Annotated in this window: 22 protein-coding genes; 8 read left to right on the top strand and 14 right to left on the bottom strand. The window is 61.1% G+C overall.

The features are described from left to right. Nucleotides 1-220 precede the first annotated feature (220 nt). Nucleotides 221-1201 (top strand): aldo/keto reductase, encoded by a 981-nt coding sequence (locus tag B3I26_RS09145; protein ID WP_296257212.1) that lies wholly within the window; start codon nucleotides 221-223, stop codon nucleotides 1199-1201. Nucleotides 1202-1365: 164 nt separating this feature from the next. Here B3I26_RS09145 and B3I26_RS09140 read toward each other — a convergent pair whose 3' ends face one another. Continuing rightward, nucleotides 1366-2367, bottom strand: a complete 1002-nt coding sequence (locus B3I26_RS09140; RefSeq protein ID WP_296257210.1) for a quinone oxidoreductase family protein — start codon at nucleotides 2365-2367, stop codon at nucleotides 1366-1368. 138 nt (nucleotides 2368-2505) lie between these two features. On the opposite strand from B3I26_RS09140, the gene B3I26_RS09135 reads away from it, so the two are divergent. Continuing rightward, complete coding sequence (locus B3I26_RS09135; protein ID WP_296257208.1) at nucleotides 2506-3369, top strand: LysR family transcriptional regulator; 864 nt, start codon at nucleotides 2506-2508, stop codon at nucleotides 3367-3369. Nucleotides 3370-3479: 110 nt separating this feature from the next. On the opposite strand, the gene ydiJ is transcribed toward B3I26_RS09135, so the two are convergent. Beyond that, a complete protein-coding gene (gene ydiJ, locus B3I26_RS09130) occupies nucleotides 3480-6506 on the bottom strand; it encodes a D-2-hydroxyglutarate dehydrogenase YdiJ (RefSeq protein ID WP_296257206.1) in 3027 nt (1008 codons plus the stop codon). A 159-nt stretch (nucleotides 6507-6665) separates the two neighbouring features. Here ydiJ and B3I26_RS09125 point away from each other — a divergent pair, with 159 nt between their 5' ends. Continuing rightward, nucleotides 6666-7550 carry a LysR substrate-binding domain-containing protein gene (locus B3I26_RS09125; protein WP_296257204.1) on the top strand — a complete coding sequence of 295 codons (885 nt, stop codon included), beginning with the start codon at nucleotides 6666-6668 and terminating at the stop codon, nucleotides 7548-7550. A 344-nt stretch (nucleotides 7551-7894) separates the two neighbouring features. On the opposite strand, the gene B3I26_RS09120 is transcribed toward B3I26_RS09125, so the two are convergent. Both B3I26_RS09120 and B3I26_RS09115 read right to left on the bottom strand, forming a co-directional pair. Beyond that, nucleotides 7895-10237, bottom strand: a complete 2343-nt coding sequence (locus tag B3I26_RS09120; RefSeq protein WP_296257202.1) for an FdhF/YdeP family oxidoreductase — start codon at nucleotides 10235-10237, stop codon at nucleotides 7895-7897. Between the two features lie 26 nt (nucleotides 10238-10263). Then, nucleotides 10264-11379 carry a catalase family protein gene (locus B3I26_RS09115; protein WP_296257200.1) on the bottom strand — a complete coding sequence of 372 codons (1116 nt, stop codon included), beginning with the start codon at nucleotides 11377-11379 and terminating at the stop codon, nucleotides 10264-10266. A 309-nt stretch (nucleotides 11380-11688) separates the two neighbouring features. Between B3I26_RS09115 and B3I26_RS09110 the strand changes: the two genes are divergently transcribed. Both B3I26_RS09110 and B3I26_RS09105 read left to right on the top strand, forming a co-directional pair. Continuing rightward, nucleotides 11689-13074, top strand: a complete 1386-nt coding sequence (locus B3I26_RS09110; protein ID WP_296257198.1) for an iron-containing redox enzyme family protein — start codon at nucleotides 11689-11691, stop codon at nucleotides 13072-13074. Continuing rightward, a complete protein-coding gene (locus B3I26_RS09105; RefSeq protein ID WP_296257196.1) occupies nucleotides 13071-14054 on the top strand; it encodes a class I SAM-dependent methyltransferase in 984 nt (327 codons plus the stop codon). The genes B3I26_RS09110 and B3I26_RS09105 overlap by 4 nt, the downstream gene beginning before the upstream one ends. Before the next feature lie 182 nt (nucleotides 14055-14236). Here B3I26_RS09105 and B3I26_RS09100 read toward each other — a convergent pair whose 3' ends face one another. From B3I26_RS09100 to B3I26_RS09090, 3 genes are all read right to left on the bottom strand, one after another. Then, complete coding sequence (locus tag B3I26_RS09100) at nucleotides 14237-14452, bottom strand: hypothetical protein (RefSeq protein ID WP_296257194.1); 216 nt, start codon at nucleotides 14450-14452, stop codon at nucleotides 14237-14239. Between the two features lie 67 nt (nucleotides 14453-14519). Next, the gene (locus B3I26_RS09095) at nucleotides 14520-15422 is read right to left on the bottom strand and encodes a manganese catalase family protein (protein WP_296257192.1); all 903 of its coding nucleotides are present in this window, start codon (nucleotides 15420-15422) and stop codon (nucleotides 14520-14522) included. A 385-nt stretch (nucleotides 15423-15807) separates the two neighbouring features. Then, nucleotides 15808-16992, bottom strand: a complete 1185-nt coding sequence (locus B3I26_RS09090; protein ID WP_296257190.1) for a DUF2252 domain-containing protein — start codon at nucleotides 16990-16992, stop codon at nucleotides 15808-15810. Nucleotides 16993-17232: 240 nt separating this feature from the next. Here B3I26_RS09090 and B3I26_RS09085 point away from each other — a divergent pair, with 240 nt between their 5' ends. Further along, complete coding sequence (locus tag B3I26_RS09085) at nucleotides 17233-17457, top strand: DUF6555 family protein (protein ID WP_296257189.1); 225 nt, start codon at nucleotides 17233-17235, stop codon at nucleotides 17455-17457. A gap of 23 nt (nucleotides 17458-17480) precedes the next feature. Here B3I26_RS09085 and B3I26_RS09080 read toward each other — a convergent pair whose 3' ends face one another. Then, nucleotides 17481-17798, bottom strand: coding sequence for a hypothetical protein (locus tag B3I26_RS09080; RefSeq protein ID WP_296257187.1), 318 nt, complete (start codon nucleotides 17796-17798; stop codon nucleotides 17481-17483). A 179-nt stretch (nucleotides 17799-17977) separates the two neighbouring features. On the opposite strand from B3I26_RS09080, the gene B3I26_RS09075 reads away from it, so the two are divergent. Together B3I26_RS09075 and B3I26_RS09070 are read left to right on the top strand one after the other, a co-directional pair. Beyond that, nucleotides 17978-18460, top strand: coding sequence for a DUF2938 family protein (locus B3I26_RS09075; RefSeq protein WP_296257186.1), 483 nt, complete (start codon nucleotides 17978-17980; stop codon nucleotides 18458-18460). Nucleotides 18461-18569: 109 nt separating this feature from the next. Next, entirely contained in the window at nucleotides 18570-19631 is a 1062-nt protein-coding gene (locus B3I26_RS09070; protein WP_296257184.1) for an SDR family oxidoreductase, read from the top strand. A gap of 157 nt (nucleotides 19632-19788) precedes the next feature. Here B3I26_RS09070 and bla read toward each other — a convergent pair whose 3' ends face one another. The 6 genes from bla to B3I26_RS09040 all read right to left on the bottom strand — a co-directional run bounded on the left by bla (nucleotide 19789) and on the right by B3I26_RS09040 (nucleotide 25008). Next, entirely contained in the window at nucleotides 19789-20673 is an 885-nt protein-coding gene (gene bla, locus B3I26_RS09065) for a class A beta-lactamase (RefSeq protein WP_296257182.1), read from the bottom strand. Between the two features lie 90 nt (nucleotides 20674-20763). Next, nucleotides 20764-21192 carry a TOBE domain-containing protein gene (locus B3I26_RS09060; RefSeq protein WP_296257180.1) on the bottom strand — a complete coding sequence of 143 codons (429 nt, stop codon included), beginning with the start codon at nucleotides 21190-21192 and terminating at the stop codon, nucleotides 20764-20766. Nucleotides 21193-21284: 92 nt separating this feature from the next. Next, nucleotides 21285-21944 (bottom strand): M24 family metallopeptidase, encoded by a 660-nt coding sequence (locus B3I26_RS09055; RefSeq protein WP_296257179.1) that lies wholly within the window; start codon nucleotides 21942-21944, stop codon nucleotides 21285-21287. A gap of 68 nt (nucleotides 21945-22012) precedes the next feature. Beyond that, complete coding sequence (locus B3I26_RS09050; RefSeq protein ID WP_296257177.1) at nucleotides 22013-22231, bottom strand: hypothetical protein; 219 nt, start codon at nucleotides 22229-22231, stop codon at nucleotides 22013-22015. A 62-nt stretch (nucleotides 22232-22293) separates the two neighbouring features. Then, on the bottom strand, nucleotides 22294-24351 hold the full coding sequence (locus B3I26_RS09045) for a pyridoxamine 5'-phosphate oxidase family protein (RefSeq protein WP_296257175.1): 2058 nt from the start codon (nucleotides 24349-24351) through the stop codon (nucleotides 22294-22296). A 33-nt stretch (nucleotides 24352-24384) separates the two neighbouring features. Further along, nucleotides 24385-25008 carry a glutathione S-transferase family protein gene (locus tag B3I26_RS09040; protein ID WP_296257173.1) on the bottom strand — a complete coding sequence of 208 codons (624 nt, stop codon included), beginning with the start codon at nucleotides 25006-25008 and terminating at the stop codon, nucleotides 24385-24387. Nucleotides 25009-25058 lie beyond the last annotated feature (50 nt).

Genomic DNA, 25058 nt, shown 5'->3' with positions numbered 1-25058 from the left:
CTCCTCAAAAGTTGCCGGCGCAGCAGGGTGCGCATTGAGGGTGGACTTTGGCGGGTCGCGATCAGTTCGGTGTTTTTTACAACACCTGCCTCCAGGCGTCCGCGGTGCCGATCAACCATGGCCAATGGCTGACCCATGAGGCACCCGGTGGGTCAGGCGCGCGGAACGAATGCCCGGTGGACTCAATCAATAGCCATCAACGCCTCTTGGAGAAACGCACATGAAGTATTCGAAGCTGGGAAAAACCGGACTTGACGTCTCACCCCTGTGCCTGGGGTGCATGACCTACGGCGTGCCTGAGCGTGGCACGCACCCATGGACCTTGAACGAGGAACAAAGTCGTCCGCTGATCCGGCAGGCCGTCGAAGCCGGGATCAATTTCTTCGACACCGCCAACGTGTACTCCGACGGCACCTCGGAAGAAATCGTCGGCCGCGCCCTCAAGGATTTTGCCCGACGCGACGAAATCGTCCTCGCCACCAAGGTCAACGGCCGCATGCATGATGGCCCTAACGGTGCCGGTTTGAGTCGCAAGGCGATACTGCAAGAGGCCGACAACTCGCTACGCCGCCTGGGCACCGACTACATCGACCTGTACCAGATTCACCGTTTCGATTACGAGACCCCGATTGAGGAGACACTCGAAGCGCTGCACGATCTGGTCAAGGCCGGAAAGGTTCGCTACATCGGCGCTTCATCGATGTTCGCCTGGCAGTTTGCAACGATGCTGCACACCTCTGCAGCCAACGGTTGGACGCGTTTTTCGACCATGCAGAATTATGTAAACCTGCTGTACCGCGAAGAAGAGCGCGAAATGCTGCCCCTGTGTCAAGCGCAGGGAATTGGTGTGATGCCCTGGAGCCCGCTCGCCCGCGGCCGCCTGACGCGCCCTTGGAATGAAAGCAGTGAACGTGCTGAGTCCGACGAATTCGGCAAGACGCTGTATGCCCATACCGCTGATGCCGATCGCAAGGTGGTGCAAGCCGTGGCCAGGGTTGCCAATGCTCGGGGGGTGGCACCGGCGCAGGTAGCCCTGGCCTGGGTGCTTTCGCATCCGGGCATCAGCGCGCCGATTGTTGGCGCCTCGCGCTCCGGTCATCTGGACGATGCGCTGGCGGCGATCGAACTCAAGCTCAGCGACGCCGAGCGCGCCGAGCTGGAAGCGCCTTACATTCCCCATGCCGTGGTGGGCTTCGCTTAACGCAGGCGCTCAGTACAGGGCCGGTCACTCGATGCCGGCTCTGCTTTCGCTGGCCTTAGCCTGTCGCGATAATCCTGATCTCGACCCGCAGCCCCGGCATCGCCCGTCATCAGGACTCGCTCAGTGATCAAAGTTACGCCCGGCGTTGAAGCTTCGACCGTGGCTCATTGAGCCCCGTCGATGCACATCACTGACTTGCCAATCTGCTCGCGTGCCTCGATGCGTGCGTGAACCGCCTGCACCTCTTCCAGCCGGTAGCGCCCTTCGATCTCGACCTTGAGCGAACCTTCGAGGATCGCCGCGAACACCGCATCGGCGCGGCGCTGGACGGTCGCGCCATCGGCCATATGATCAGCCAGTCTTGGGCGAGTCAAAAACAGCGAACCTGCCTCACCCAGTTCGATGGGATCAAGGTCAGTGACCGAGCCGGAAACGTTGCCGTAATTGACCACCAGGCCGCGGGTGCGGCAGGCCCGGAAGCTGTCGCGCAACGTGCTTTTGCCCAGCGAGTCGAACACCACATCCACCCCCTTGCTCTGGGTCGCTTCACGGATACGCTCGGCGAAGCGGCCCTGGTCGTACAGCATCGCTTGATGGGCTCCCCGTTCGATGGCGATTGCACATTTGCGCTCGCTACTGGCAGTGGCAAACACCCGCGCGCCTCTGGCCTTGGCCATTTGTATCAATAACTGGCCAATGCTGCCGGACGCCGCATGAATCAGACAGCTGCTGCCCGGCCCCAGCCGCGCAATGTCGTCCACCAGATAATGCGCGGTGGCGCCCTGAAAGATGGCCGCCGCGGCCATGTCGAAATCAATCGCGTCGGGTATCGTTGCGACCCTTTGCGCCGGCACAGCGGCGTACTCGGCATAACTGCCCCATGCGATGCACCAGGCCACACGATCACCCACCGTGAGCTGATGCACGCCCTCGCCCACTTCAACGACCACACCCGAACCTTCCATGCCCAGCGTGCACGGCAATCGCACCGGATAGGTGACAGACGTAGCGTACTTGCCTTGGCGCGTGTGCACGTCCATGAAATTGATGCCCGCACACGCGACCTTGACCACCACCTGCCCCGGCGCTGCCGAAGGTTTGACCAGGTCGGAGCGCAACTGTACGACCTCGGGCCCGCCGTAGCTTTCGATCATGATGCCTTTCATCAGGATGAGACTCCTTGCGCAGAGGATTCAGAACGCCGTGGCACACCCACGTCGTTCAATGAGCGGATCCATGATAGAACTGCATGCTCGGGTCGATAATTCCCAAAACCTTCACACTGTCCGCGCGGAAATTAACCGATGTTCGATTGGCAGGATCTCTATTTCTTCAGCGTGCTGGCGCGTACGCAATCGCTCTCGGCGGCCGCCAGGGAATTGCAGGTCGAGCATGCGACCGTGGGTCGTCGCCTCGATGCCCTGGAAAAAACCTTGGGGCTGCGCCTGGTGGATCGACTGCCGAGAAGCCGGCCATTGACCGAAGAAGGGCGCGCGTTGAGTCGTATCCTTAGCGCCATGCCCAGGATTGCCAGCGAGGTACAACAACTGTCGCGACTTGCCTCCATTGCCGTGGCAGGAACGGTCAAGGTCAGCGCCCCGCCCTCTCTGGCCGTCCACACCCTCGCCCCTTGCATCGCTCAATTGCGACAGCAGCACCCCAGGCTCAACGTTATCCTGCTGCCTTCGGTGTCCATGGCGGCGCTGGATAAGGGCGAGGCAGACATTGCCTTGCGCACGGTGCGACCGGAAGAAGACGCGCTGGTGCGTCGAAAAATCGGTGTGGTGCGCTTCGCCTTGTACGGCTGCCCCGAATTCGTTGAGCGTGCGCCCGAGCAGTGGGCGTTCATCGCCTATGACGACAGCCGCGATCATCTGCCGCAACAGGCCTGGCTGCATCAGATCCGCCAGCATCGCCCTGTGGTATTCGCCGCCAGTGACCTGATGTCCCAGCAAATGGCGGCCCGGTCGGGGGCCGGCGCAGTCGTGCTGCCAACTACGGTGGGCGACAAGGACCCGCTGCTCCAGCGTCTGCCCGTCGACAGCGAAGCCCCGACCCGCGACCTGTGGCTGACGGTGTATCCCGACCTGCGGCGCTCACCATCGGTCAAGGCGGTGATGGATTTTCTAGTGGACTGCGTTGAGCGAGAGCCTCGGCTGCAGCATTAGTCGCTGCACCGCCCTTGCCTGAATGTGCTTCATAACTCGGGGGGGGCGAAGGCAGTAGGTCTGCCGTCCTATGAACGAATAACGCTCCGCCTTCGCTGCCGCGCCATCGCTCACCGCGCCAACAATCGTTCCAGCACCACTTCCAGCGGGTGACGCAGTTGCGTGTCAGCCTGGCGCTTGACCTGGCTGCGGCACGAATAACCCGTTGCCAGCGCTTCACCCGGCTTGTCCAGCTTGGTCGCCCATGACTGTTCGAAGATGATTTTCGACGTCTCTTGATTGCGCGCTTCGTGGCCGTAGGTGCCGGACATGCCGCAGCAGCCGGTGGCTTCGGTGACCAGTTTGAGACCGATGCGGGCAAAGACTTTTTCCCACTGTGAGGTGCTGGCCGGAACGTTGGTCTTCTCAGTGCAGTGAGCCATCAGGCGGAATGACGCGCTCTGCATCGCATCTGTGGTTTCAGGCAGTGCGTCAATCAGCCATTCCTGAGGCAACAGGACGTTCGGGCTGCCTTCCAGCCCCGGCACCTTCTGGTATTCCTGGCGATAGACCAGGGTCATTGCCGGGTCAAGGCCCACCATCGGCACGCCACAGTCGCCCAGTGCCTTGAGTTGACCCGCGTTGCGCACCGCGGCTTTGGCGAATGCGCCGAGGAAGCCCTGCACCTGCAACGGCTTGCCATTGGCACTGTAAGGCGCCAGGAATACCCGGTAACCCAACTGATGCACGAGCTGAATCAGCGCCGCGAGCAACGGCGTTTCGAAGTAACGGGTAAAAGCGTCCTGCACCAGCACCACACTGCGCTGACGCTGCTCATTGCTAAGCTCACGCAGAGCCGGAACACTGGCGACCGCCACATTGCAGCGCGACAGCGTGCTTTGCAGGTTGTAGCGATGAATCAGCGGGCTGTCGAGCATGCCGACGTGGCGTTCGAGCAGGCCACTGACCCACTTCGAGCCCATCACCGCGTTGTACAGACCGGGCGCATAGGCCATGTAGGGAATGGAAAATTCCAGCGAACCGATCAGGTAATCGCGCAGCGGACGCTGATAACGACCGTGGTACAGCTCGAGAAAACGCGAGCGAAATTCCGGTACGTTGACCTTGATCGGGCATTGTCCCGCGCAGGACTTGCAGGCGAGGCAACCGGCCATGGCGTCGTAGACCTCATGGGAAAAGTCCGCCTGCCCCCGGGAGCGCGCCAGGTTATTGCGCAGTCGCGTCGGCAGGCCTGTGATCCACGCTGCCTTGCCTTTGGCCGCCTCCAGCACGTCAATGTTGGCCGCACCTTGCAGACGCAACCACTCGCGAATCAACGATGCGCGGCCTTTGGGCGAATGCTGGCGCTCGCGGGTTGCCTTCCACGACGGGCACATCGCATCGTTCGGGTCGAAGTTGTAGCAGGCGCCGTTGCCGTTACAGTGCACTGCGGTGCCGAAGCTTTGCCAGACGCGCTCGTCGATCTGCCGATCAAGGTCGCCGCGCAACGTAACTTCGTTGACCTTGAGCAGCCCTTCGGTGGCATCCGACGGGGTGCAGATCTTGCCTGGGTTGAGCTGGTTGTGCGGGTCGAACGCGCCCTTGAGCGCTTGCAGCGCCGGGTACAGCTCACCGAAGAATGCAGGCACGTACTCCGAGCGCAGGCCCTTGCCGTGCTCGCCCCACAGCAGACCGCCGTAGCGCTGGGTCAACTCGGCAACAGCATCGGAAATCGGTTTGACCAGCGCGGCCTGGTCCGGGTCTTTCATGTCCAGCGCCGGACGTACGTGCAGCACGCCGGCATCGACGTGACCAAACATGCCGTAGGCCAGACCATGGCCGTCCAGCAACGCACGAAATTCAGCGATGTAATCGGCCAGTCGCTCGGGCGGCACGGCGGTGTCTTCGACGAAGGGCTGCGGACGAATCTCGCCTTCGACGTTGCCCAGCAGGCCCACCGAACGCTTGCGCATGGTGTAGACACGAGTGACGGCGTCGGCCCCTTCGGCAAGGGTGTGCCCAAGCCGCTCGATGCTTGTGTCTGCCTGCAGGTGATCGACGAACGCCGCCACCCGGGCGTTGACCTCGGCCGCTTCATCGCCGCTGAATTCCACCAGGTTGATGCCCAGTGTCGGGCGCTCGGCATCGGCGGGAAAATATTCGGCGACGCTGTGCCAGACGATGTCTTTCATCGCCAGCATCAGCACCTTGGAATCCACGGTTTCGATGGACAACGGCTTGTGCGCAAGCAAAGCGTTGGCGTCGCGCAGGGCGTCCATGAAGCTGCTGTAGCGCACGTTCACCAGCACCGAATATTTCGGAATCGGCAGCACGTTGAGCTTGGCTTCGACCACATAACCCAGCGAACCTTCCGCACCGCAAAGCACGCTGTTGAGGTTAAAGCGCCCCTGCTCGTCGCGCAGGTGCGCCAGGTCATAACCGGTCAGGCAGCGATTGAGTTTGGGGAACACCGACTCGATCAAGTCGGCCTGGGTTTCCTGGATCTGCCGCGCGGTGCGATACACCTCACCGATGCGGCCGGGCCGCGCGCAGGCTGACTCCAGTTGTTCATTGGTCAGTGGCTGGGTATGCAGGCGTTCGCCACCCAGCAGCACGCTGTGCAGTTCCAGCACGTGATCGCGGGTCTTGCCGTAGGTGCAACTGCCCTGCCCGCTGGCATCGGTGTTGATCATGCCGCCGACCGTGGCGCGGTTGGAGGTCGACAATTCAGGGGCGAAGAACAGCCCGTGAGGCTTGAGCGCCGCATTGAGCTGATCCTTGACCACCCCCGCCTGAACCCGCACCCAGCGCTCTTGAGCGTTGATTTCGAGGATATGGTTCATGTGCCGCGACAGATCGACCACGATGCCGTCGGTCAACGACTGGCCATTGGTGCCGGTGCCGCCGCCCCGTGGCGTGAGCTTGATCTGCCTGAAGCGCGGCTCGGCCATCAGCGTCGCAATGCGTGCGACGTCGTCAGCGTCTAGAGGAAAGACCGCCGCTTGCGGCAAGCGCTGGTAGATCGAATTGTCGGTCGCCAGCACTGTGCGGGTGGCGTAATCGGCGCTGAGCTGACCGCGAAAACCGCTGGCACGCAGGGCGTCGAGAAAGTCTGGGTACTGGGCCGCGGGCGTTGCGGTAGGCAGTTGGGCGATCATCGTGGGATGGGCTCTTGTCGGTCTGATCACGGGAAACAGCAAAATACTTGTCGCCCGGGCATTAATCGGTCAGCCTCGGGTCTTTGTTTGCGCCAATGATCCTGCAGGTCCCGACGCGATACAAATGGATATTCCTGCCGCTATCGATGACTTTTCCGAATGAATTACCGCCATCTCACCCCGTCGATGTCCCTGCTGCTGGCTTTCGAGGCCGCCGCACGACATGAAAGCTACACCCGCGCCGCCGTGGAACTGTCGCTGACCCAAAGTGCGGTGAGCCGTCAGGTGCAGGCGCTGGAACAGCAACTGGGGTTGACGTTGTTTCGTCGGGAAGGTCGGCAGGTGCAGCTGACCGACGTCGGGCGCTTGTATCAGCGGGAAATGAGTGACGCACTGGGGCGCATTCGCAGCGCCACGCTGCAGGCCATGGCCTATCAATCCGGCGGCGGTAGCCTGCGTCTGGCGACGCTGCCGACGTTCGGTTCCAAGTGGCTGCTGCCGCGCCTGCACGATTTTTACAAGACTCACCCCGGCATGCTGGTGCACATCAACTCGCGCATCGATGCCGTGGATTTCGAGACCAGCGGCATCGATGCGGCGATCGTGGTCGGTCATGCAGGCCTGCCGGGGCTGATCAGCCATCGCCTGCACGCCGAAGAACTGGTGGTGATCCTCTCCTCGCACAAAGCCCGGGAGCAGGAAAACTGGAACCCCGAACACATCGCCGCACAGATGCTGCTTAATGTCGCCAACAACCCCAACGTTTGGGGCGACTGGTTCAGCCACCACCACCTGCCCCATCGCATGATGCGCCTTGGGCCAAGCTTCGAACTGACCTCGCACCTGATCCAGGCGGTCAGGGCCGGCATCGGCATCGGCCTGGTGCCCCGCATTCTGGTGGCCGAGGAGCTGGCCAGCGCGGAACTCATCGCCCTGGACCAGCCCTTCGCCAGCCAGCGCAGCTACTTTCTCAGCTATCCACCGCGCAATGAAATGCTCCCCTCCTTGCAGGCGTTTCGGACGTGGTTGCTGGAGCAGATTTGATTCCGGTTTTCACTGCAAAGCGATGCATGCAGAACCCCGGAAACTCCCGTGAATGGCAATAGCGACCTCAGGTCTAAAAGCACCGAGGAACGCTGGTGGGGGACATCGAGGTGATGACGCGGCACGGTGGGAAACGCCGGAGGTTACAGCGGCAGCGAAGGCGGCGGGTCAGTCAATACATTTTGCAACCGACCCACCACCTTCGCCACTGTCGCACACCTCCAGTAGTTCCCACAGGTTCCGCAGCTCCCCAGATTCCACAGATTCCACAGATTCCAGGGTGGTCTCACAAATCCTGACCGACGCGGAGAATGAGATCGGCGCTGCAGGTCGCCATTATTCGACTACACCACCTGATCTTTCCTGGGCACTGCGCGTTTTTGCGCACGCGCGTTGGCTTGGGCCTTGTGCAACGTGATCGGGACCGATTTGGCTGCGGGCACCTTGCTGCGTTCGGCGTGGTGCCATAAGGGGACCAGCGGGTTGCACTCGGGGTAATACGCCGCTGCGCAGCCAACGGGGATGTCATAGGCGATGATCTGCATGGGCCCGACTTCCCTGAGCACTTCAGGCTCGATGGCTGTACGCAATGTGACCCAATCGCCGGCTGCAAATCCCAGGCGCACCACGTCGTTACGGTTCATGAACACCACGCTGCGTGTTCCGTGCACGCCGCGAAAGCGGTCGTCATAGCCATAAATCGTGGTATTGAATTGGTCGTTGCTGCGCAGGGTCATCAACTGAATGACATCACGCGCGGTCAAGCCTGAAGAAACGTCACTGTTTTCATCGAGACTGCGCGGCGAGACAAAGCGCGCCTTGCCGGTTTCGGTCTTCCACTGCCGTTGCGCAGCCGGGATCGGCCGATGAAAGCCACCGTGCTCCCACATCCGCGACTCCATGTCATGAAAGATTTCCGGGTAGACCTGAGCAATCGCCTCGCGAATTTTCGCGTAATCCCGGCGCCAGGCTTCCCACGGGATCTGGGCCTGGCCATCAAGGGTCGCCTTCGCCAGCCCCGCAATGATCGCCACCTCGGCGCGCAACTGCTCGCCGCCCGGTTCACTTCTGCCCTGCCAGGCGCGGATGCAGCCGGTGCTGTCTTCGGTGCTGTACACCTGCTCGACACCCTCCTGCACATCCATTTCGATACGCCCCAGACACGGCAACAGCCACGCACGCTGCCCGGGAATCAGGTGGGTGCGATTAAGCTTGGTGGCAATCTGCACATTGAGTTCGAGCCGCGACCAGGCCGGTTCCATCCGATCGGTATCGGGCACGGCGCGTAGAAAATTGCCGCCCAGCCCGATAAAGGCTTTAACGCTGCCATCGAGAATGCCCATGCACGCATCGACCGTGGCCAGCCCCTTGTTCGGCGGCACCTTGAAGCCGAACAGTGACTCGATCTTCTCCTGCGGCACCTTGGCCGGGTCCTCGGTGATGCCAACGGTGCGCTGACCCTGCACGTTGGAGTGACCGCGCACCGGGCAGATGCCAGCCCCCAGCTTGCCGATGTTGCCGCGCAGCAGGAGCAGGTTGACCAGCATTTGCACGTTCTCGACGCCGTGGCGGTGCTGCGTCATGCCCATGCCGTAGATCACCATCACCCGCTCACTGCGGGCGTACACCGTCGCCGCCGCCTCCAGCGCACTGCGATGCAGGCCCGAACGGCTTTCCAGCTCGGACCAGGTATGGCGCTCGACTTGCGCGAGGAAGGTGTCGAAGCCGTCGGTGTGTTCAGCGATGAAGGCGTGATCGAGCACCGTACCGCCGCTCACCCGGTCCATTTCCAGCAACGCCTTGGCAATGCCCATCACGGCGGCGGTGTCACCGCCAATGGAAACCTGATGGTATTGGGTACTGATGATCGTCGACTCAGGCCCGAGCATTTCGCGGGGTGACTGCGGGTTGACGAAACGCTCCAGCCCGCGCTCACGAATCGGGTTGAAGGTAATGATCGGAACGTCTCTTTTGCGCGCATCTTGCAACGGATGCAGCATCCGCGGGCTGTTGCTGCCCACGTTCTGACCGAAGAAGAAAATGCAGTCGGTGTGCTCGAAATCGGCCAAGGTGACCGTGCCCACGGGTACACCGATGCTTTCCTGCAGCCCGACCGACGTGCTCTCGTGGCACATGTTCGAGCTGTCCGGCAGATTGTTGGTGCCATACGCGCGGGCCAACAGCTGATACATGAACGATGCTTCCAGTGACGCACGCCCCGAGGCGTAGAACACCGTCTGATCAGGTTCCAACTGGCGCAACTGTTCACCGATTTCCGTATAAGCCTGCTCCCAGGTCGTCGTCTGGTAGCGATCGCTCACCGGGTCGTATCGCAACGGGTGTGTCAAGCGACCGTGCTGCTCAAGATCGTAATCGTCCCAATCTCGAAGCTCGGCCAGCGAGTGCGCTTCGAAAAAATCCGGCCCGGTCCGCAAAGAGGTCAATTCCCAGGCCGTGGCCTTCGCACCGTTCTCGCAGAACTCCAGCGCATGGGGGTTACCAGGCTTGGCCCAGGCACAACTGACACAGGCAAAGCCCTTGGGTTTGTTTTGTCGAATCAACGCCATAGGCGCCTTGCGGTAAGCCTGCTCGCGCCACAGGATGTTCATGACCGAATGAGCCGAACCCCATCCTCCGGACGCGGAGGTATAGGGCCGGAAGTGCGCAACAGGGTGAAGAAGCTGCATGGAGTGACCTCGCCCGAAGGCCTGACTTAGCGTGGATCCTGGCTAGGGCGTGGTTCGTGCATCGGACAGCCATTGTGTTCTGCGCGGAAACCCGAAGACATTTCGTAGGACGGTTTGCGCACGCGCATTACGCCGCCCAATGGACGGTGCGCCTGCAAGCCATGCCAAGGGCTGAATGCCATGCCGTCATCGATTTCGCGAGCGCTCTGCGCGTTCCAGGCCGGTTGCGCATCGACCTCAACACGAGCGACGGTGACGTAAGGGCTGACGTCTTCGGGCCAGACCACCGAAGCGTCTTCGATTGGCATCTTGTCCAGGTCAGACGCCAGTTGAATGCGTATCTCCCAAACTCCGCCCTGCTGAGCAAAATAGTCGTTGACGGCCTTGCGCAGCCCGTCCGGGTTGCCCTCGAAATCCACGTGCTTATCGGTCAGTGCCGTCAACGACTCAGCCACTGGCACGACCGACAACTTGGCGTAGTAAGGGCCGTAGAGAAACGGCACGACACTGTAAAACGTCTCGCCCAGAATATGGGTTTGCGGATGGCCGCCAAGGCTCTTCAGTGTGCCGCTTTCGCCGCCCATCGCTTCAATGGTCGACTCCACGCCGCGCAGCAACGCCGAGAATGCCTTCTTCATCCCGGGCGCCTTGTCAGTGGTCTTGGCCAGCAGTTTCAGGGTTCTCAGAAACGCCTTGGGGTTGGCAGCGGTGAACGCCTTGGCGTTCTGCATGACGAAATCCTGGGTGACGTCGTTTTCAGAACCGGGCAACCGCGAACCCTCAACGCCGACGATCTTCAACGCCAGGCCTCTAGGGGTCGAGACCTTGTCATCGAGAATGTCCCCCGGGTTGGTCGAAAAACGCATCACCACCGGTAACGTTCCGGGCTTGGCGAAGGCACCTTGAGCCAGTTGCGGCGGCAAATTGTCGAGCACCGTGACTCGACCCCGCAACAATCCATGGGATTTGGCATGCACGCTGCGGTTGGCATGACCCTCGTCCTTGAACGTGGTTTCCAGAATGGTATGCAGCGTCTCGGCCAGCTCCTTGCTGGTCTGGGCTTCGTCGTCGGGAATCACTTCAAAGGCGGGCTCGAAAGGCAATGGCACAACCGGCAGACGCGTTTCAGGTAGGTCAGTCATCGGGGTATCTCCGCTGGTATCGGCCATAGGTCACGGTTTGGTCTGTCCGTCGCTCGCACTGTCGCGCGCGTTTGCAACGGACAAAGCTAATGACTGCTACCGATTTGCCATCGTTCAGCGCATTAACACGGCGCAACGACAGATGGTCAGAGGCGTCTGCCGGGCGTGTCTGCGAAGTGCCAACGATTGCCAACGCAAGCGCCGATGATGAAATGAACGTGTCGTTCGTCCCTCACTGCACAACTCTTTTGAATTATCGCCAGCGGCGTCCCTCTGAGAGACATACCAAGAACATTAGCAGGCGTTTACATGACCTCCTTACTGCGGTTTGCCCACCCCTCCGCTGTCCCACCCACCCCATCGGCTACAGCTTTTTCGCTCTATTCGGCCCTGCTGCACGCACCCGCCGACAGCGAGCAGCGGGACGCGCGTGACTTCCTGCGCGAGCAGCTGAAAATTGCCAGCGCACTGCCGTCCAATCTCCCTGAGGATCCTGCCGATCTGAGCGAATGGGTGACCAGCAACAGTCAGTCGGTCGCTGAACGCTATCGCACCTACCTGGAAGAGCGTCATGCAGGGGGCGAGCGCCGTTTTTTCAGCAATAAAGCGCACGCCCTGCATTTCCTCCAGCATGTCGCGCCGAGCAAACTGGTGGATGGCGCATGGCTGTACGGTGCGATCAAGCATGCCGACGACTGGCGCTACCAAGGTCTGATCCGCACCTACCTGGAAGAACTGGGCGATGGCGATCCGGCTCTGAATCATGTCCTGCTCTATCGCAATCTGTTGTCTGAGCACGACTGCGCGCCCACCGCGCCGCTAGAGGATGGTCTTTATCTGCAGGGCGCCATCCAGTTGGCTCTTGGACATCTCTCGGATGAATTTCTGCCTGAGGTGATCGGCTACAACCTGGGCTACGAACAGCTGCCGCTGCATTTGCTGATCACTGCATTTGAACTCAGCGAGTTGGGCATCGACCCCTATTACTTCACCCTCCACGTCACCGTTGACAACGCCAGCACCGGCCATGCCCAAAAGGCTGTTGCCGCCGTGATCGATATGTTGCCCAGCGACGAGTCGCGTGGCGAATTCTTGCGACGTCTGCGTGCAGGCTATCTGCTCAATGACCTGGGCCTGAACTCCAATGACGTGATCCGCTCGTTCAATCTTGAGCACGAAGTCGTCAGGATGCTGGAAGACAAGAGCACCTTTGGCCAGCACATGCATTCGGACTACTGCCGCCTCGAAGGGCGCACCATCAATGAATGGCTGGCCACCCCCGGCCAGAGCCGCCAACTGCTCGGTGCGCTGGAGGATCGCGGCTGGATCAAACGTCATCAAGACCCTGCGCAAAGCCGCTTCTGGCAATTGATCAGCGGCGCTGGCGCGGTCATGTTCGGCGTATTCAGTGGCTACGAAATGCAATTGCTCAGCGACTGGATAGCGGGTGACTGGCAGGCGGACGCACCGCCGCGGCAGGCTAATCCGTTTCGCGCGAGATTCCGCCGCAAGGCGTCCAGCGGCGCGCCGACTGCGTTGTCCAGCGCAAGTCCACACCTGCTGCCTGTGCCCCCTTCCCGCCCGGTCAATGAACTCATTGCGCTGATGGCGCCCGCCTCCCATGCCACTCCGGACGGCTTGCTTGCCACTCGAATCTATGCACAGCGACTTTCTCCTGGATGCCTGACCCGATGAATAACCTCAATATTCTGGAACCGACCCCGGCTGACCTGTCGACTGACACAGACCATGATCTGGCCTTATTGCGGCTGGGCAAGCATCTGAGCGCCGAACAATACCGCTTCGTAACCGTCACGCCATTGACGCATCAGCGGGTCAATGCGCGGGAAGAAAACCGTAAAGCGCGCAGCCTGCGGGACATTTTTGGCTGGAGTCGACCGTTCGAAAGCGAGCTGCTGCCCGAGGCGGAACTGGAGGCATTACTGGACAGCGGCGTGTTACGCGCCCATGCCGGGCTCTGGGTCAGCGATGTGCGATGGTCCAGCCTGGAGAACGTGTTGTTCGTGCATTCAAGCTTTCCCACATTGGCTAATGACTCGGTATTTTTCGGCCCCGACACCTACCGTTTCGCGCAAGCCATCGAAGACCATTTACGTACGACGACTCACCCCGTGCGCACGGCGGTGGACATTGGTTGCGGCAGCGGTGTCGGCGCGATTCTGATTGCCAAGGCCAGGCGCGACGCGCAGGTCCTGGCGGTGGATATCAATCCGACGGCGCTGAGGTTCACGTCGATCAACGCAACGCTGGCCGGGGTTGAAAATGTTTCGGCGTATCACAGCGACATTCTGGAGGGTACGACGGGGGCGTTCGATCTGATCGTCGCCAATCCTCCGTATATGCAGGACACGCAACAGCGAGCCTATCGGCATGGCGGGGAACGGCTGGGCTCCGAGCTGTCGATTCGGATTCTGACCCAGGCGGTAGAGCGTTTGACGGTCGGGGGGAGTTTGGTGCTGTATACCGGCGCGCCGTCGGTTGATGGGGTTGATCTGTTTCTGGAGCAGGCTCGGGCGGTGGTTGACAGACCAGAACTCGCGTGGACGTATCGGGAGATGGACCCTGATGTGTTTGGTGAGGAGCTGGACACTGCGCCGTATCAGCAAGCGGATCGAATCGCGGCGGTGGTGTTGACGGTGACACGGAGCCGGTGATCCAGGCAATCGCGGGCTTTTGTATGGGGGGAAGGTTGTCTTGAAAGCGTTGCTGGGGTCTGGCGATCGGCAAACCCCAGGGACGCTGGAACAATGGAGCGGCACCCTCACCCAATGCCCCTTAGCTAAAAAACCCGCGCATAGCGCGGGCGAGCAAGATCGACGACTAGCGACACAAATGGCTACTCTCGTCCGGGAACCTTCAATAAACCTTTCTTGAATCGCTCGACGAATAACGCCGCTTGCATCCCCCGCGCCAAGATCCCCGCCTGGACTTCATAACTTTGCGCCGTACGACCAAAAGTGCCCACGACGTTTCCAGCAAATTCCCCAACACCCTCTACCTGTTCTTCCCGGATATGCCCCGGTGCCTGTCTGCGCTTGAACGAAGAAGCCATGAGCCAGCCCTCGACAAAAAGAAAATAAGGGGCCGCGCTGTCCAACCAGCGCGGCCTGTGTTTTTGATCAGCGCGTGCGCTCACTCGGTGGTGTATCACCCTGCGCCAACCCGGAGCCAAGATCTGCCCCCGTCATTGGATCAACAGACAGGTCGGACTTGGTGCGCTCTGCAAGCATCGCCAGCGTGTCCGACTCAGCATCGCTCAAGGTGACCGATGCCGTGCCATCTCCGCCGTCCACAGCCGGATGCGGGTTTTCCACGTATTCGAAATCGTGGTCATTGTTCCACGGCCCGCGTACGTTAGGTTCGCCGTTGGACATGCTGAAGTACGTGCGGGTGAATTCGGGCATCCCCGGCAGTTTGCCTTGCGGGAAGTTAGGCTGGATCGAATGCAGAGCCTTCTCGAATGACAGTTGGTGGGCGATTTCTCGGGTCATCAGGAAACCCAGCGCCTCCTTGATGCCGGGATCGGTAGTGACGTTGATCAAGCGTTCGTACACGATTTTGGCCCGAGCTTCGGCGGCGATGTTGGAGCGAAAGTCCGCCGTGGGTTCGCCGATGTTATCGACGTAGGCAGCAGTCCATGGAACGCCTGCCGAGTTGCACAGTGGAGCACCACCGCCGTATAGCAGACTGGTGATGTGCGAGTCGTTACCCGCACCATTAAGGTCACGGTAAAGCTCGCCTTCGTCCTGGACAGCCTCGGCCAGCTTGCCTTTACCGCCTTTGTTCAGCATCACGATGATAGAGCCAATGATTTCCAGGTGGCTCAACTCTTCGGTCGCAATGTCGAGCAACAGATCCTTGCGCCCTGGATCCTCCTCAGCCAATGCCTGGGTGAAATAACGGGTGGCGGCGGCTAGCTCGCCTTGCGCGCCACCGAATTGTTCCAAAAGCAGATTAGCCAGACCCGGGTTAGGCTCAGCAACACGCACGGTATATTGAAGTCGTTTGTTGTGAAGAAACATGGTGTATCTCCCAATCAGGCTATGACTGTCTAATGTGACGACTCCCGGGACGTTATTTGAATACCGCCAACTGCTGGATTCGCCCGTCCGAGCTGTCTCGCTCATAGATGGGATGCAGGCAATGCCGAGTAATTCGCAGTTATGCTCGGCCTTGCGACAGAAGGCGCCGATTATCATGACGACGTTTAATGCGCACTGGCCGACCGGCGGAGGCCAATAAATAAACAGCGTTCGATTGAATGGCTGCTCGCAACCAGGCTGGGCGTTAGAGTTTCGAACGAATGGATTGTCGGCACCGCCCAACAAGTTTTCAGGAACGGCGTACTCGCACTCGCGAGCAGCCGTCTGCTGTCCGAAAGAGGCGCTGTGAAACCAGCGTCACACGTTAGCCTTGCAACGCATACCGCCGGCAGTGCTCCAGATACCCTTGCTCGTGACTGCCCACCAGTTGAACCACGCTGGACCAAAGCCAGGAGGGCGCGTCCAGCGTCTGCGAACGACTGGCCCGCAATTCGCGAATCCATGCAGCACGAGTTTCCAGGTCCATTTGGCGCGCATGGGCGATGCCCACCACCCTGGCCAGGTAGCCTGCGGCCCGCATTGCCTCGGGTTGGCTCAATTGATCCAGTTCCAGCTTCATGTCCTGGGGCAACAGTTCGCGGATGAAGAAACCATGATCAAGCAGCCGCGTGGACAGCATGCGCTCGCCCAGACCCGGCGACAGATGGCGCGCGCCCTCCACCACCCGCTTGGCGTTGTCCCGCGGCATGCTGGCCCGGGCTGTACGCGGAGCAGCCGCAGCCACCGCTTCCTTGATGTCCAGCAGGCAGAACTCCTGGTCTTGATCGTCGCCAACACCAAGCAGTACGGCGTAACGCAGCAGGCCCAGCGAGCTGCAACCCTTTACCCAGTACGCCGAATCCAGCAGCTCGACGCTATCGTCTTTGGACCGCCCTTTAAGTGAGGTCACCAGGGTGTGAATTTCATCCGTGGCGCACAACGCTTTGAGCGCTCCACGCTCTGCCTTGGACAACGCCCAGAAGTGCTTGCCCAGCGGGATGGTCGGTCGCATATCCTCGATGCGCTCCTCGGCCAGGTGCTTCCAGGTCCGCTGCACGGCGCTGCGCATGCCGGCCTTGACCTGCGCGGGCCGTGGCGGCTCCTCATCGACGGTACTTTCAAACGCCAGTTCATAGCCGACCATCATTTCTTCGAGCATGCGTGCGGTCGCAACGCCCGGCAGGTCCGAACCCCGCGCTGCGGTGGCCAGGGACAGCGCAAGCCGGACCAGATCGTGGGCAGGATTGCCAATCACCGTTTGGTCCAGGTCGCGGATGTGAATGTCGATGCGCCCCTTCAGATCGCCGGTGGGGCCCAGGTTGCCCGCGTGGCAGTCCCCACAGATCCAGACCGGTGGCCCATTGGGCAGGCGGCGGCCGGATTGAGAGTGCAGCCATTCATAAAATTGCACCGTACTGCCGCGCACATAGGCATGGGCAGACCGCGCCATTTTCAAATTGCGAAGTTGCTGAAGAGGTTCAAGCCGTGCGGCAGGACGAGGGGTTTTCATGGAGGCTTCTTTAAGGGGAGTTGCCTTGTAGACACGTGGCCATGCGCGACGTTGCAGAATGTTTGCGCGTCCATCTCTGCCCTCCGGCGGCTGCCCGCAAAAATGCCGGAATTATCTGGATGACGGGGAATCTCTACTTTATGCACAAAGTTTGATGCGCCTTTTGCGCGCCTGTTTAAGCATCGACGCCGTATTAAGCATCGCCACCTTAAATTCGCGCTTTTTCCAGAGATAACCGAGATGCCCAACAGCACGCACTTCCGAATCGACTATTTGATTCACGGCAGTTACAAAACCTTCTACATCCACTCCGCCGCGATGGATAAGGATGAGGCTTGGCATTGGGCGACCGTCGATGCCGGCATCGGTCAGATACCCAAATATCGTTCTGACAAAGTCCCGCGCCTGACCCAACGTCAGGCCGAGTCCCTGGGCCTTACACAAGTGGAATGGAACGCCGCGTAAAGCCGTGTATCAGCCCCGGCGCGTTAATCCAGACGACCTGCATCATCGATCAGACGAGGCTTGGCCAATGGTTTTCTCGGCGGGTTAGTGCCGGTCACCGCGTCTGATGCGCGTCGGCCTAGATTGCCTGTCTTGGTCAATCGATCGGCGTGTTTCCTCAATCCGGCCTCCCGCTCTTGCAGGGTCAGAATCATCCAGGTGGTGGCTTGGGCTGCACGCTCGTTGCCATCCTCGGAGAGTTCAAGCGACAACTCCATCAATTGACGCACCACTGTCTGCAGATTCCCTGCGGTGTCGTAGAGATCCTGCGCCAGCGTTGTGCGCGGCTTGCGCTTCCACATCCTACCCTCCCGTCATTCCTTAAATTGTTCACCGCGCCCAATGGCGACGGTTTCGTGGCTAACGGCTCTATACGTTCTGCAGCAAAGAATGGATGCACATTTCACAAAAAAATAATTCAGCTGCTAACGTGTGCTGCCAATGCGCATGTATCGGTAACCGACAATTCTCAAGGAAAACCATGTTCGAATTCATCTTTCTCGCTGTGGTCATCGGTATCGGCGGCACGGCGTTACTCGACCTATGGGCGCTGTTGCTCAAAACCACGCTGGGCTTGCCGACGCCCTCCTGGCATCTGGTCGGGCGCTGGTTCGCCGGGATGCGCAACGGCCGGTTCGTGTACCGCAACGGCATTGCAGACGCTGCGCCCGTGGCCAGCGAGCTGAAGATCGGCTGGGCCATGCATTACCTGGTTGGCATCGTTTTCGCGGCGATCGTGTTGCTGGTCTGGGGTGTGCAGTGGGCGCACTTCCCGACGTTCTTGCCGGCGCTGGTGGTGGGGCTGGTCACGGTCGGCGCAGGCTGGTTCATTTTACAGCCAGGGATGGGCGTGGGCGTGGCGTGCAGCAAGGCGCCGAACCCGACGGTGGCCCGCCTGCAAAATGTCATTGGCCACGTGGTGTTCGCCATCGGCATGTACGGCACCGCGTTGCTGGTGGGCTGAACCGTTTACGCAACGCCCTGCGTATTGCGCTGAACCTGTGCCCTTTGCGTCGGTTCTGAGTGATCAGGGCCGCATTGGCCGATCATTCCTGTTCTCAACGGAGATTCTCATGACCCAGACCGCATTGGTCGTCGGTGCCAGTGGCATCGTCGGCAGCGCAACCACCCAACTGCTGCTCGATAATGGCTGGCAGGTCGCCGCGCTCTCGCGCAACCCTTCGCCAGCGGCCGGCGTGATTCCGGTTGCCGCGGACCTGCAGGACCCGGCCTCGGTGAAACAGGCGCTCGACGGTCTGAAGCCGACTCACGTATTCATGACCACCTGGTCGCGGCAGGCCACCGAGGCCGAAAACATCAAGGTCAATGCGGCGATGGTGCGCAACGTGCTCGATGCACTCAGAGAAGCAAAATGCGTCCGGCACGTCGCCCTGGTCACCGGTCTCAAGCATTACCTGGGCCCGTTCGAGGCTTATGGCAAGGGCACGCTGCCGCAGACGCCGTTTCGTGAAGAACAGGGCCGTCTGGATATCGAGAACTTCTACTACGCCCAGGAGGACGAAGTGTTCGCCGCTGCCGAGCGCGATGGCTTCACCTGGAGCGTGCACCGCCCGCACACGGTCACCGGTGTTGCAGTGGGCAACGCCATGAACATGGCGACCACCCTTGCGGTATACGCCTCGATCTGCAAAGCCACGGGCCGACCGTTCGTGTTCCCCGGTTCCCGGGTGCAGTGGGACAGCCTCACCGACATGACCGATGCACGGCAACTGGCCAAGCAGCAGCTGTGGGCGGCAACGACGCCGGCGGCGGCGAATCAGGCCTTTAACATCACTAACGGCGACGTGTTCCGCTGGAAGTGGATGTGGGGCCGGATCGCCGAATATTTCGGCCTGCACCCGGCGGCCTATCCGCCGAGCTTGGCACCACTTCAGACGCAAATGACGGACGATCAGAAGGTGTGGGACGGCATCGTTCGCGAGCACGCCTTGAACGAGCCTGATATCGATCGCCTGATCTCACCGTGGCACACCGACGCCGACCTCGGGCGGCCGATCGAGGTAGTGACGGACATGTCGAAAAGCCGCGCCCTGGGCTTCAAGGAATTTCAGGCCAGCGACCAGGCGTTTTACGACGTGTTCGACGCACTGCGGGCGCGCAAGTTGATTCCGTAAGAGGCGCGCGACATTGCGCCTCTGCCGGGGTCGCGAGAGCGTAGCTTGCTCGTGATCTGCCGCCGAAAACCGGCAGTAAGGCTCCACACCGCGCGATCAGACCCACCGTGCACACCGGGTTGTCCGCCGCTGTGCACCTGATGGTTAGCTGACTCGCCTAGCCCAACGCTACCAGCGCCCCGATCGCAGCCATCAGATCATTGATCTGTTCGCTGCTGGCGTTGGAGTCGGTGTAGTACACCGTGACGATCAGCGGCGAGCGGTCGGGGGGCCAGATGATCGCGATGTCGTTACTGGCGTTATTGCTTCCCGACCCGGTCTTGTCCCCTACCCGCCAGTCCTTCGGCAGACCGGCGCGCAGTTTCTGATCGCCTGTCGTGTTGCTGGCCAGCCAGGCAGTCAGCTGATCACGCGATGCGCCCGACAGTACATCGCCCAACACCAGCGTGCGCAGGCTTTGCAGCATCGCGACGGGGGTGGTGGTGTCCTGCAGGTCACCGGCGCGGTTTTCGTTCAGCTCAGGCTCGCGACGGTCCAGACGGGTGATCTGATCCCCTGTCGAGCGCAGCCATTGGGTCAGTCCCTTGGGTCCGCCAAAACTGTCCAGCAGCAGATTGGCAGCGGTGTTGTCGCTGAGGGTAATGGCCGCTTCGCAGATGGAGCCGACGCTCAGCCCGCCCGCGCCCGCATGCTGTTCGGTGATTGGCGAATAGGTCACCAGCTGTTCCTTGCCATAGACGATCAGCCGCGAGAGGTCCTCTTGCTGCCGATCGACCCGGGCCAGCACATGGGCGACGGCCAGCGCTTTGAAGGTGCTGCACAACGCGAAGCGCTCATCACCGCGGTGGCTGATCAGACGCTCGCTGGCGGTATCGAGAATGGCCACGCCCAGCCGACCACCATGGCGAAGTTCCAGCTCGGCCAGTTGTTGCTCGATGGAGGGGCTGGAAGCAGCGGCAGCAGAGGCCGCCAGGGAGTTGAAAGTCCAGAGGGCAGGAATCGCCATGAGCGACGCGCCGACCAGGGTTCTGCGAGTAATCAAAATGCACTTCCTTGTCGTGGCAATTGAACAACAGGATCGCCGCCAACAACCGCCTGCCACGGCGGCTGTTACCCCACGGCGATCATCGCATCAGGCAGGCACACCCAGAATGATGTGCGACGCCTTGATTACCGCGCTCGCGCTGACGCCGGGCTCAAGACCCAGCTCGGTCACCGCTTCGCGCGTAACGATGGAATAGACCTCGGTGCCGCCGGCCAGAGTGATGATCACCTCGGCATTGACCGCGCCATCGCTGACCCGGGTGACCTCGCCTTGCAGGCAATTACGCGCCGAAAGGCGGAAACCGCTGGAGTCGGTCATCAGCATGACCCACGGCGCCTTGATCAGGGCAACCGCTTGCTTGCCGACGGCCAGGCCCAGGCTCTTGACGCTTTGCAGGGTCACCACGGCGACCAGCTCTTCGCCACCGGCGAGGGTCAGGACCACTTCGGCGTTGACTGCACCTTCCTGGATCTGTTTGACGGTACCTTTGAAGACGTTGCGCGCGCTAACTTTCATACCGGTGTCCTTGGGTGATGAGCGGAAAAAGGTCGCCATGTTCCGGGTTCGCGTCGTGTGATTACAACCATAGCGCCCTGCTTGCCGACCCGTCAGGCCAGCAAATCCTCATAAAAAGCGCCATAGGGTTTGCTCGGGTGGGCGATCTGGATTTCCAGAATCCACAGACCGGGATTGGGCACCGCATCGAAGTCGCCAAGATTGCCGCCCCGGTAGATCGCGTGAGGGAAGTCGCAGACGCGATGGCCCTTGATCTCCAGATTAAGCGTCCAGCCCATTACAGCAGCTTGTTGCTCAGCGAAACGATACAGCTCGATACCTTCGACGGTGCCGGCTTTCCAGCGCTGTTCGACCCGTTCGAAAAGGCTTTTGGCCGCAGCAGAACACGCTTGCATGTCCGGGTCGTCACCGGTAGTGAAGGTGGCGCCGGCGTCGCCCTCGTGGCCGTGCCAGACCGCGCCCATGTCGATAAAGTAGATGTCGTTTTCACCCAACACCGGGTCGTCTTCGGAGCGCTGCTTGAAGGTTTTCAGCGTATTGGCGCCAAAGCGGATCAGCATCGGGTGCCAGATGCGCTGGCTGTCCAGCTCGGCCAGCACCTGCATGCCCAACGCCACCGCTTCGGATTCGCGCATGCCGGGCTGGATACGCTGCGACACAAGGTCGATCGCCTTCCAGGTCATGGCTTGGGCATGGCGCATGGCCTCGATGTCGTAAATGGCCCCAACCGCTTCTTTTGCCACTGTGTTCATGTCATACCCCGATGTTGCCTTCTGTAATCTGGCTGTGTTGTTTACTACATAGCCCTATCACCGAGCAATCACCGATGACGATTGAGCGAGGAAACCGAACGCGTCCAGATGATCAGGCGCCGACCGATCAGAGCCAGCGTCGCCGAGCCATCATGCTCCTGATGACTGGCCGCCAGTTCCCCGGCCAGTGACGCCATGGATTGCGGCAACAGCCAGGACAACTCCTGCTCGGTCGCCGGGTACGGATCAAGGTGATCTTCCTTCTCGAACGCTGGCCATTCACTCATCGCAGCGACTCCCGTCAATCAGGTCTTGCGTGCAGGGATCAGGGCAGATCGAGCACCTGCCACTACAGGTCAAGCACCAGCGTCCCTGCGGCCGGCACTGCGCAACAGATCAGCACCTGGTCGGCCGCCGGTGTCTCGGCGGGCGGCACCGGGTAATGCACCTGGCCACTGACCAACCGGGTCTTGCAGGTGCCGCAGGCACCACTGCGGCAGCTGTATTCGGGTTGCAGGCCACGACGTTCGGCCAGCTCCAGCAAGGTGCCGCTGTCAGGCTCCCAGCGCGCCTGTATGGCAGACCGTTCGAATACCACAGGCACCGCTGTCGTAGCAGCGGGCGGTTGTTGCATGGCGGCCGGTTGTCCGGCGCTCGTACGCTTGAGAGTCGAGGGGCCGAAGGTTTCGGCGTGGATCCGCTCGTCGGCAATGCTCATCCCCCTCATCTGGTCATACAACCCTTGGGTAAAGCTTGCCGGGCCACAGACATAGAAATCGAAGTCGTCGAACGGCAACAGGGTCTTGAGCAAACTCAGGTCAATACGGCCTGCAAGGTAAGGGGCCTGCCCGGGGAGAGCCGGACTATCGGGCTGGCTCAGTAACCGCACAGCCGTCAATTGATCACCCGCGTCGGCAATCAGTGTGTCCAATTCTTCACGAAACGCCAGATCCACCAGACGACGTGCACTTTGAATGAACCAGGTCCGGCGCATGGGCCGAGCGCGTTTGCCTTGATCGATCACCTCGCGCAGCATCGACAGCATCGGCGTTACGCCAATGCCCGCGCCCACCAACACCAATGGCCGGCATTCGTGAATGTCCACCACAAAGCCGCCTTGTGGCGCCAGCGCTTCGATCAGGTCACCTACCTGGATTTCGTCGTGCAGGTGGCCTGAAACCCGCCCGTCGCGTTTGACGCTGATGCGAAAGAAGTCGTCGGACGGCGCGCTCGACAGGCTGTAAGTGCGGATCATCGGTTTAGCCTGGCCTTTTACCCAAACGCGCACCGGCAAATGCTGACCGGCCTTGAACGCGGGCAGACCGGCGCCGTCGGCAGGCTCGAAATGGAATGAGCGAATGCCCAGGCTTTCGTCGACGATCCGCGTCACCCGCAGCCGCCGCCACCGGTCGCGCTGCGCCTGGACCTGCAGGCGCGCCGCCGCCTGCTCCCAGTCGCCGGTCATCAGGCTGTTGGGTGAAAAGCCTTGAAACTCCCAGCGCGAACGCAGCGCCGAAGGGCGTCGAACCGCTGCCTTGACCTTGACCTGCCACAGCCGCTCGGCCCCCTGAAACGCCTCGATTTCCGGGCCTTCGAGGATCAGTGTGACGGTGCCGGTCAACTGCAACAGATCGCCGCTGGCGAAATCGATGAACACCAGCCCGGCCTTCGGGTTGAGGGCAAAGTTGCCCAGGGTATTGAAGTGCAGGTTCCCGGCGAAATCCGGGACAGTCAGCACATCGCCTTCGACCCGCACGAAGCCCGCTTGCCCACCGCGATGGGAAACGTCCACCGAGCGGATCGGCTGAGGGCCTTGGAGATCGATGTAACTGGCGACGAAAAAAGTGTCGGCGGCACGAATGGTCGCAATCGCCGCCTCGTCCAGCGCACTCATGCGTTCGGCGGGTGGGCGTTGCTGAGCATGAGGCAGATCAACCTGCTTAAGCTCGCGCAACTGAATGTACTGCGGACAGTTGCCAAACGAATGTTCCACGGCCATCGAGAAGCCGTGATCACTGACGTCCCGGACCTGCCCATTGACGCGATTGCGCCGGCGCGTGTGCAGGTCGATCCCCAATAACCCCAGCGCCGTACCCGCTGCCAATTGCGCGCCAAGGGGATCATCGGCGTCGGGCAAACGGCTGATGTCCAGGCGCCGGGGATCGGGCGAGGCAATGAAGCCAGCCTGCGCGTCCATCAGGCTTGCCCACGGCCAGCCTTGCTCGTCTACCGCACCCACGAACAGGTACGGCAGATGCTCGTAGAACGCGCGATGCTGGTCCGGCATGTAGTCCCGAATGACCTTTCTGCCCACGGCGTCCATGCGCTCGGCGACACCGGCGTGGGCCTGCAGCTGGACCTCTCCCGCGTGCCAGGGCGAAAGGTTTTCGGCGGCTCTATCGTTCATGATGCGAACTCCAATCAGCAACGATTTCGCGGATCAGGCCACCAGACCCGCCTTGGTTACCGGCATGGGCACGAAGCCGTGCAGCCCTTCGATGCGCAGCAGCCAAGCACGTACATTCGGGTAGCCGTCAAGCGATACATTGCCTTCGGGCGCATGGGCGATGTAGGTGTACGCGGCGATGTCGGCGATGGTGGCGTGGGCCGCCGCCAGGAACTGACGCCCGGCCAGGTGCTTATCGATCACCTGCAACACGGCATGGGCGCGTTGAAGAGTGTCCGTGGGATCGAAATCGGCGCCGAAAACTGTGATCAGCCGCGCACGGCACGGCCCGTTGTTGATCGGCCCCGAGGCCACCGACAACCAGCGTTGCACTTGCGCAGCCGTTTGGGCGTCGTCCGGGAGCCATTTGCCCGAGGGATCACGGGTCTTGGCCAGATACACCAGAATCGCCGTCGAATCGGCGACGACCGTACCGTTATCGTCAATGACCGGCACTTGCCCGAACGCATTGAGGGCCAGGAATTCTGCGGATTTCTGGGCGCCGCTGGCCAGGTCGACGATGTGAACGTCCGGCACAAGCCCCAGCAGCGACAGCATCAGCTGCGCGCGGTGGGAGTGACCGGACAACGGAAAGTGATAAAGCTTGATGGCATTCATGAGAGCGGCTCCTGTGACCGTCGTGGCTTGGGGTCCGTACGGCTCCGACG

It is taken from the genome of Pseudomonas sp. UBA5706 (assembly GCF_002419965.1).
Taxonomy (GTDB): domain Bacteria; phylum Pseudomonadota; class Gammaproteobacteria; order Pseudomonadales; family Pseudomonadaceae; genus Aquipseudomonas.
Note: the sequence above shows the minus strand (reverse complement) of the source record. Positions and strands in the feature narration are given on the sequence as shown.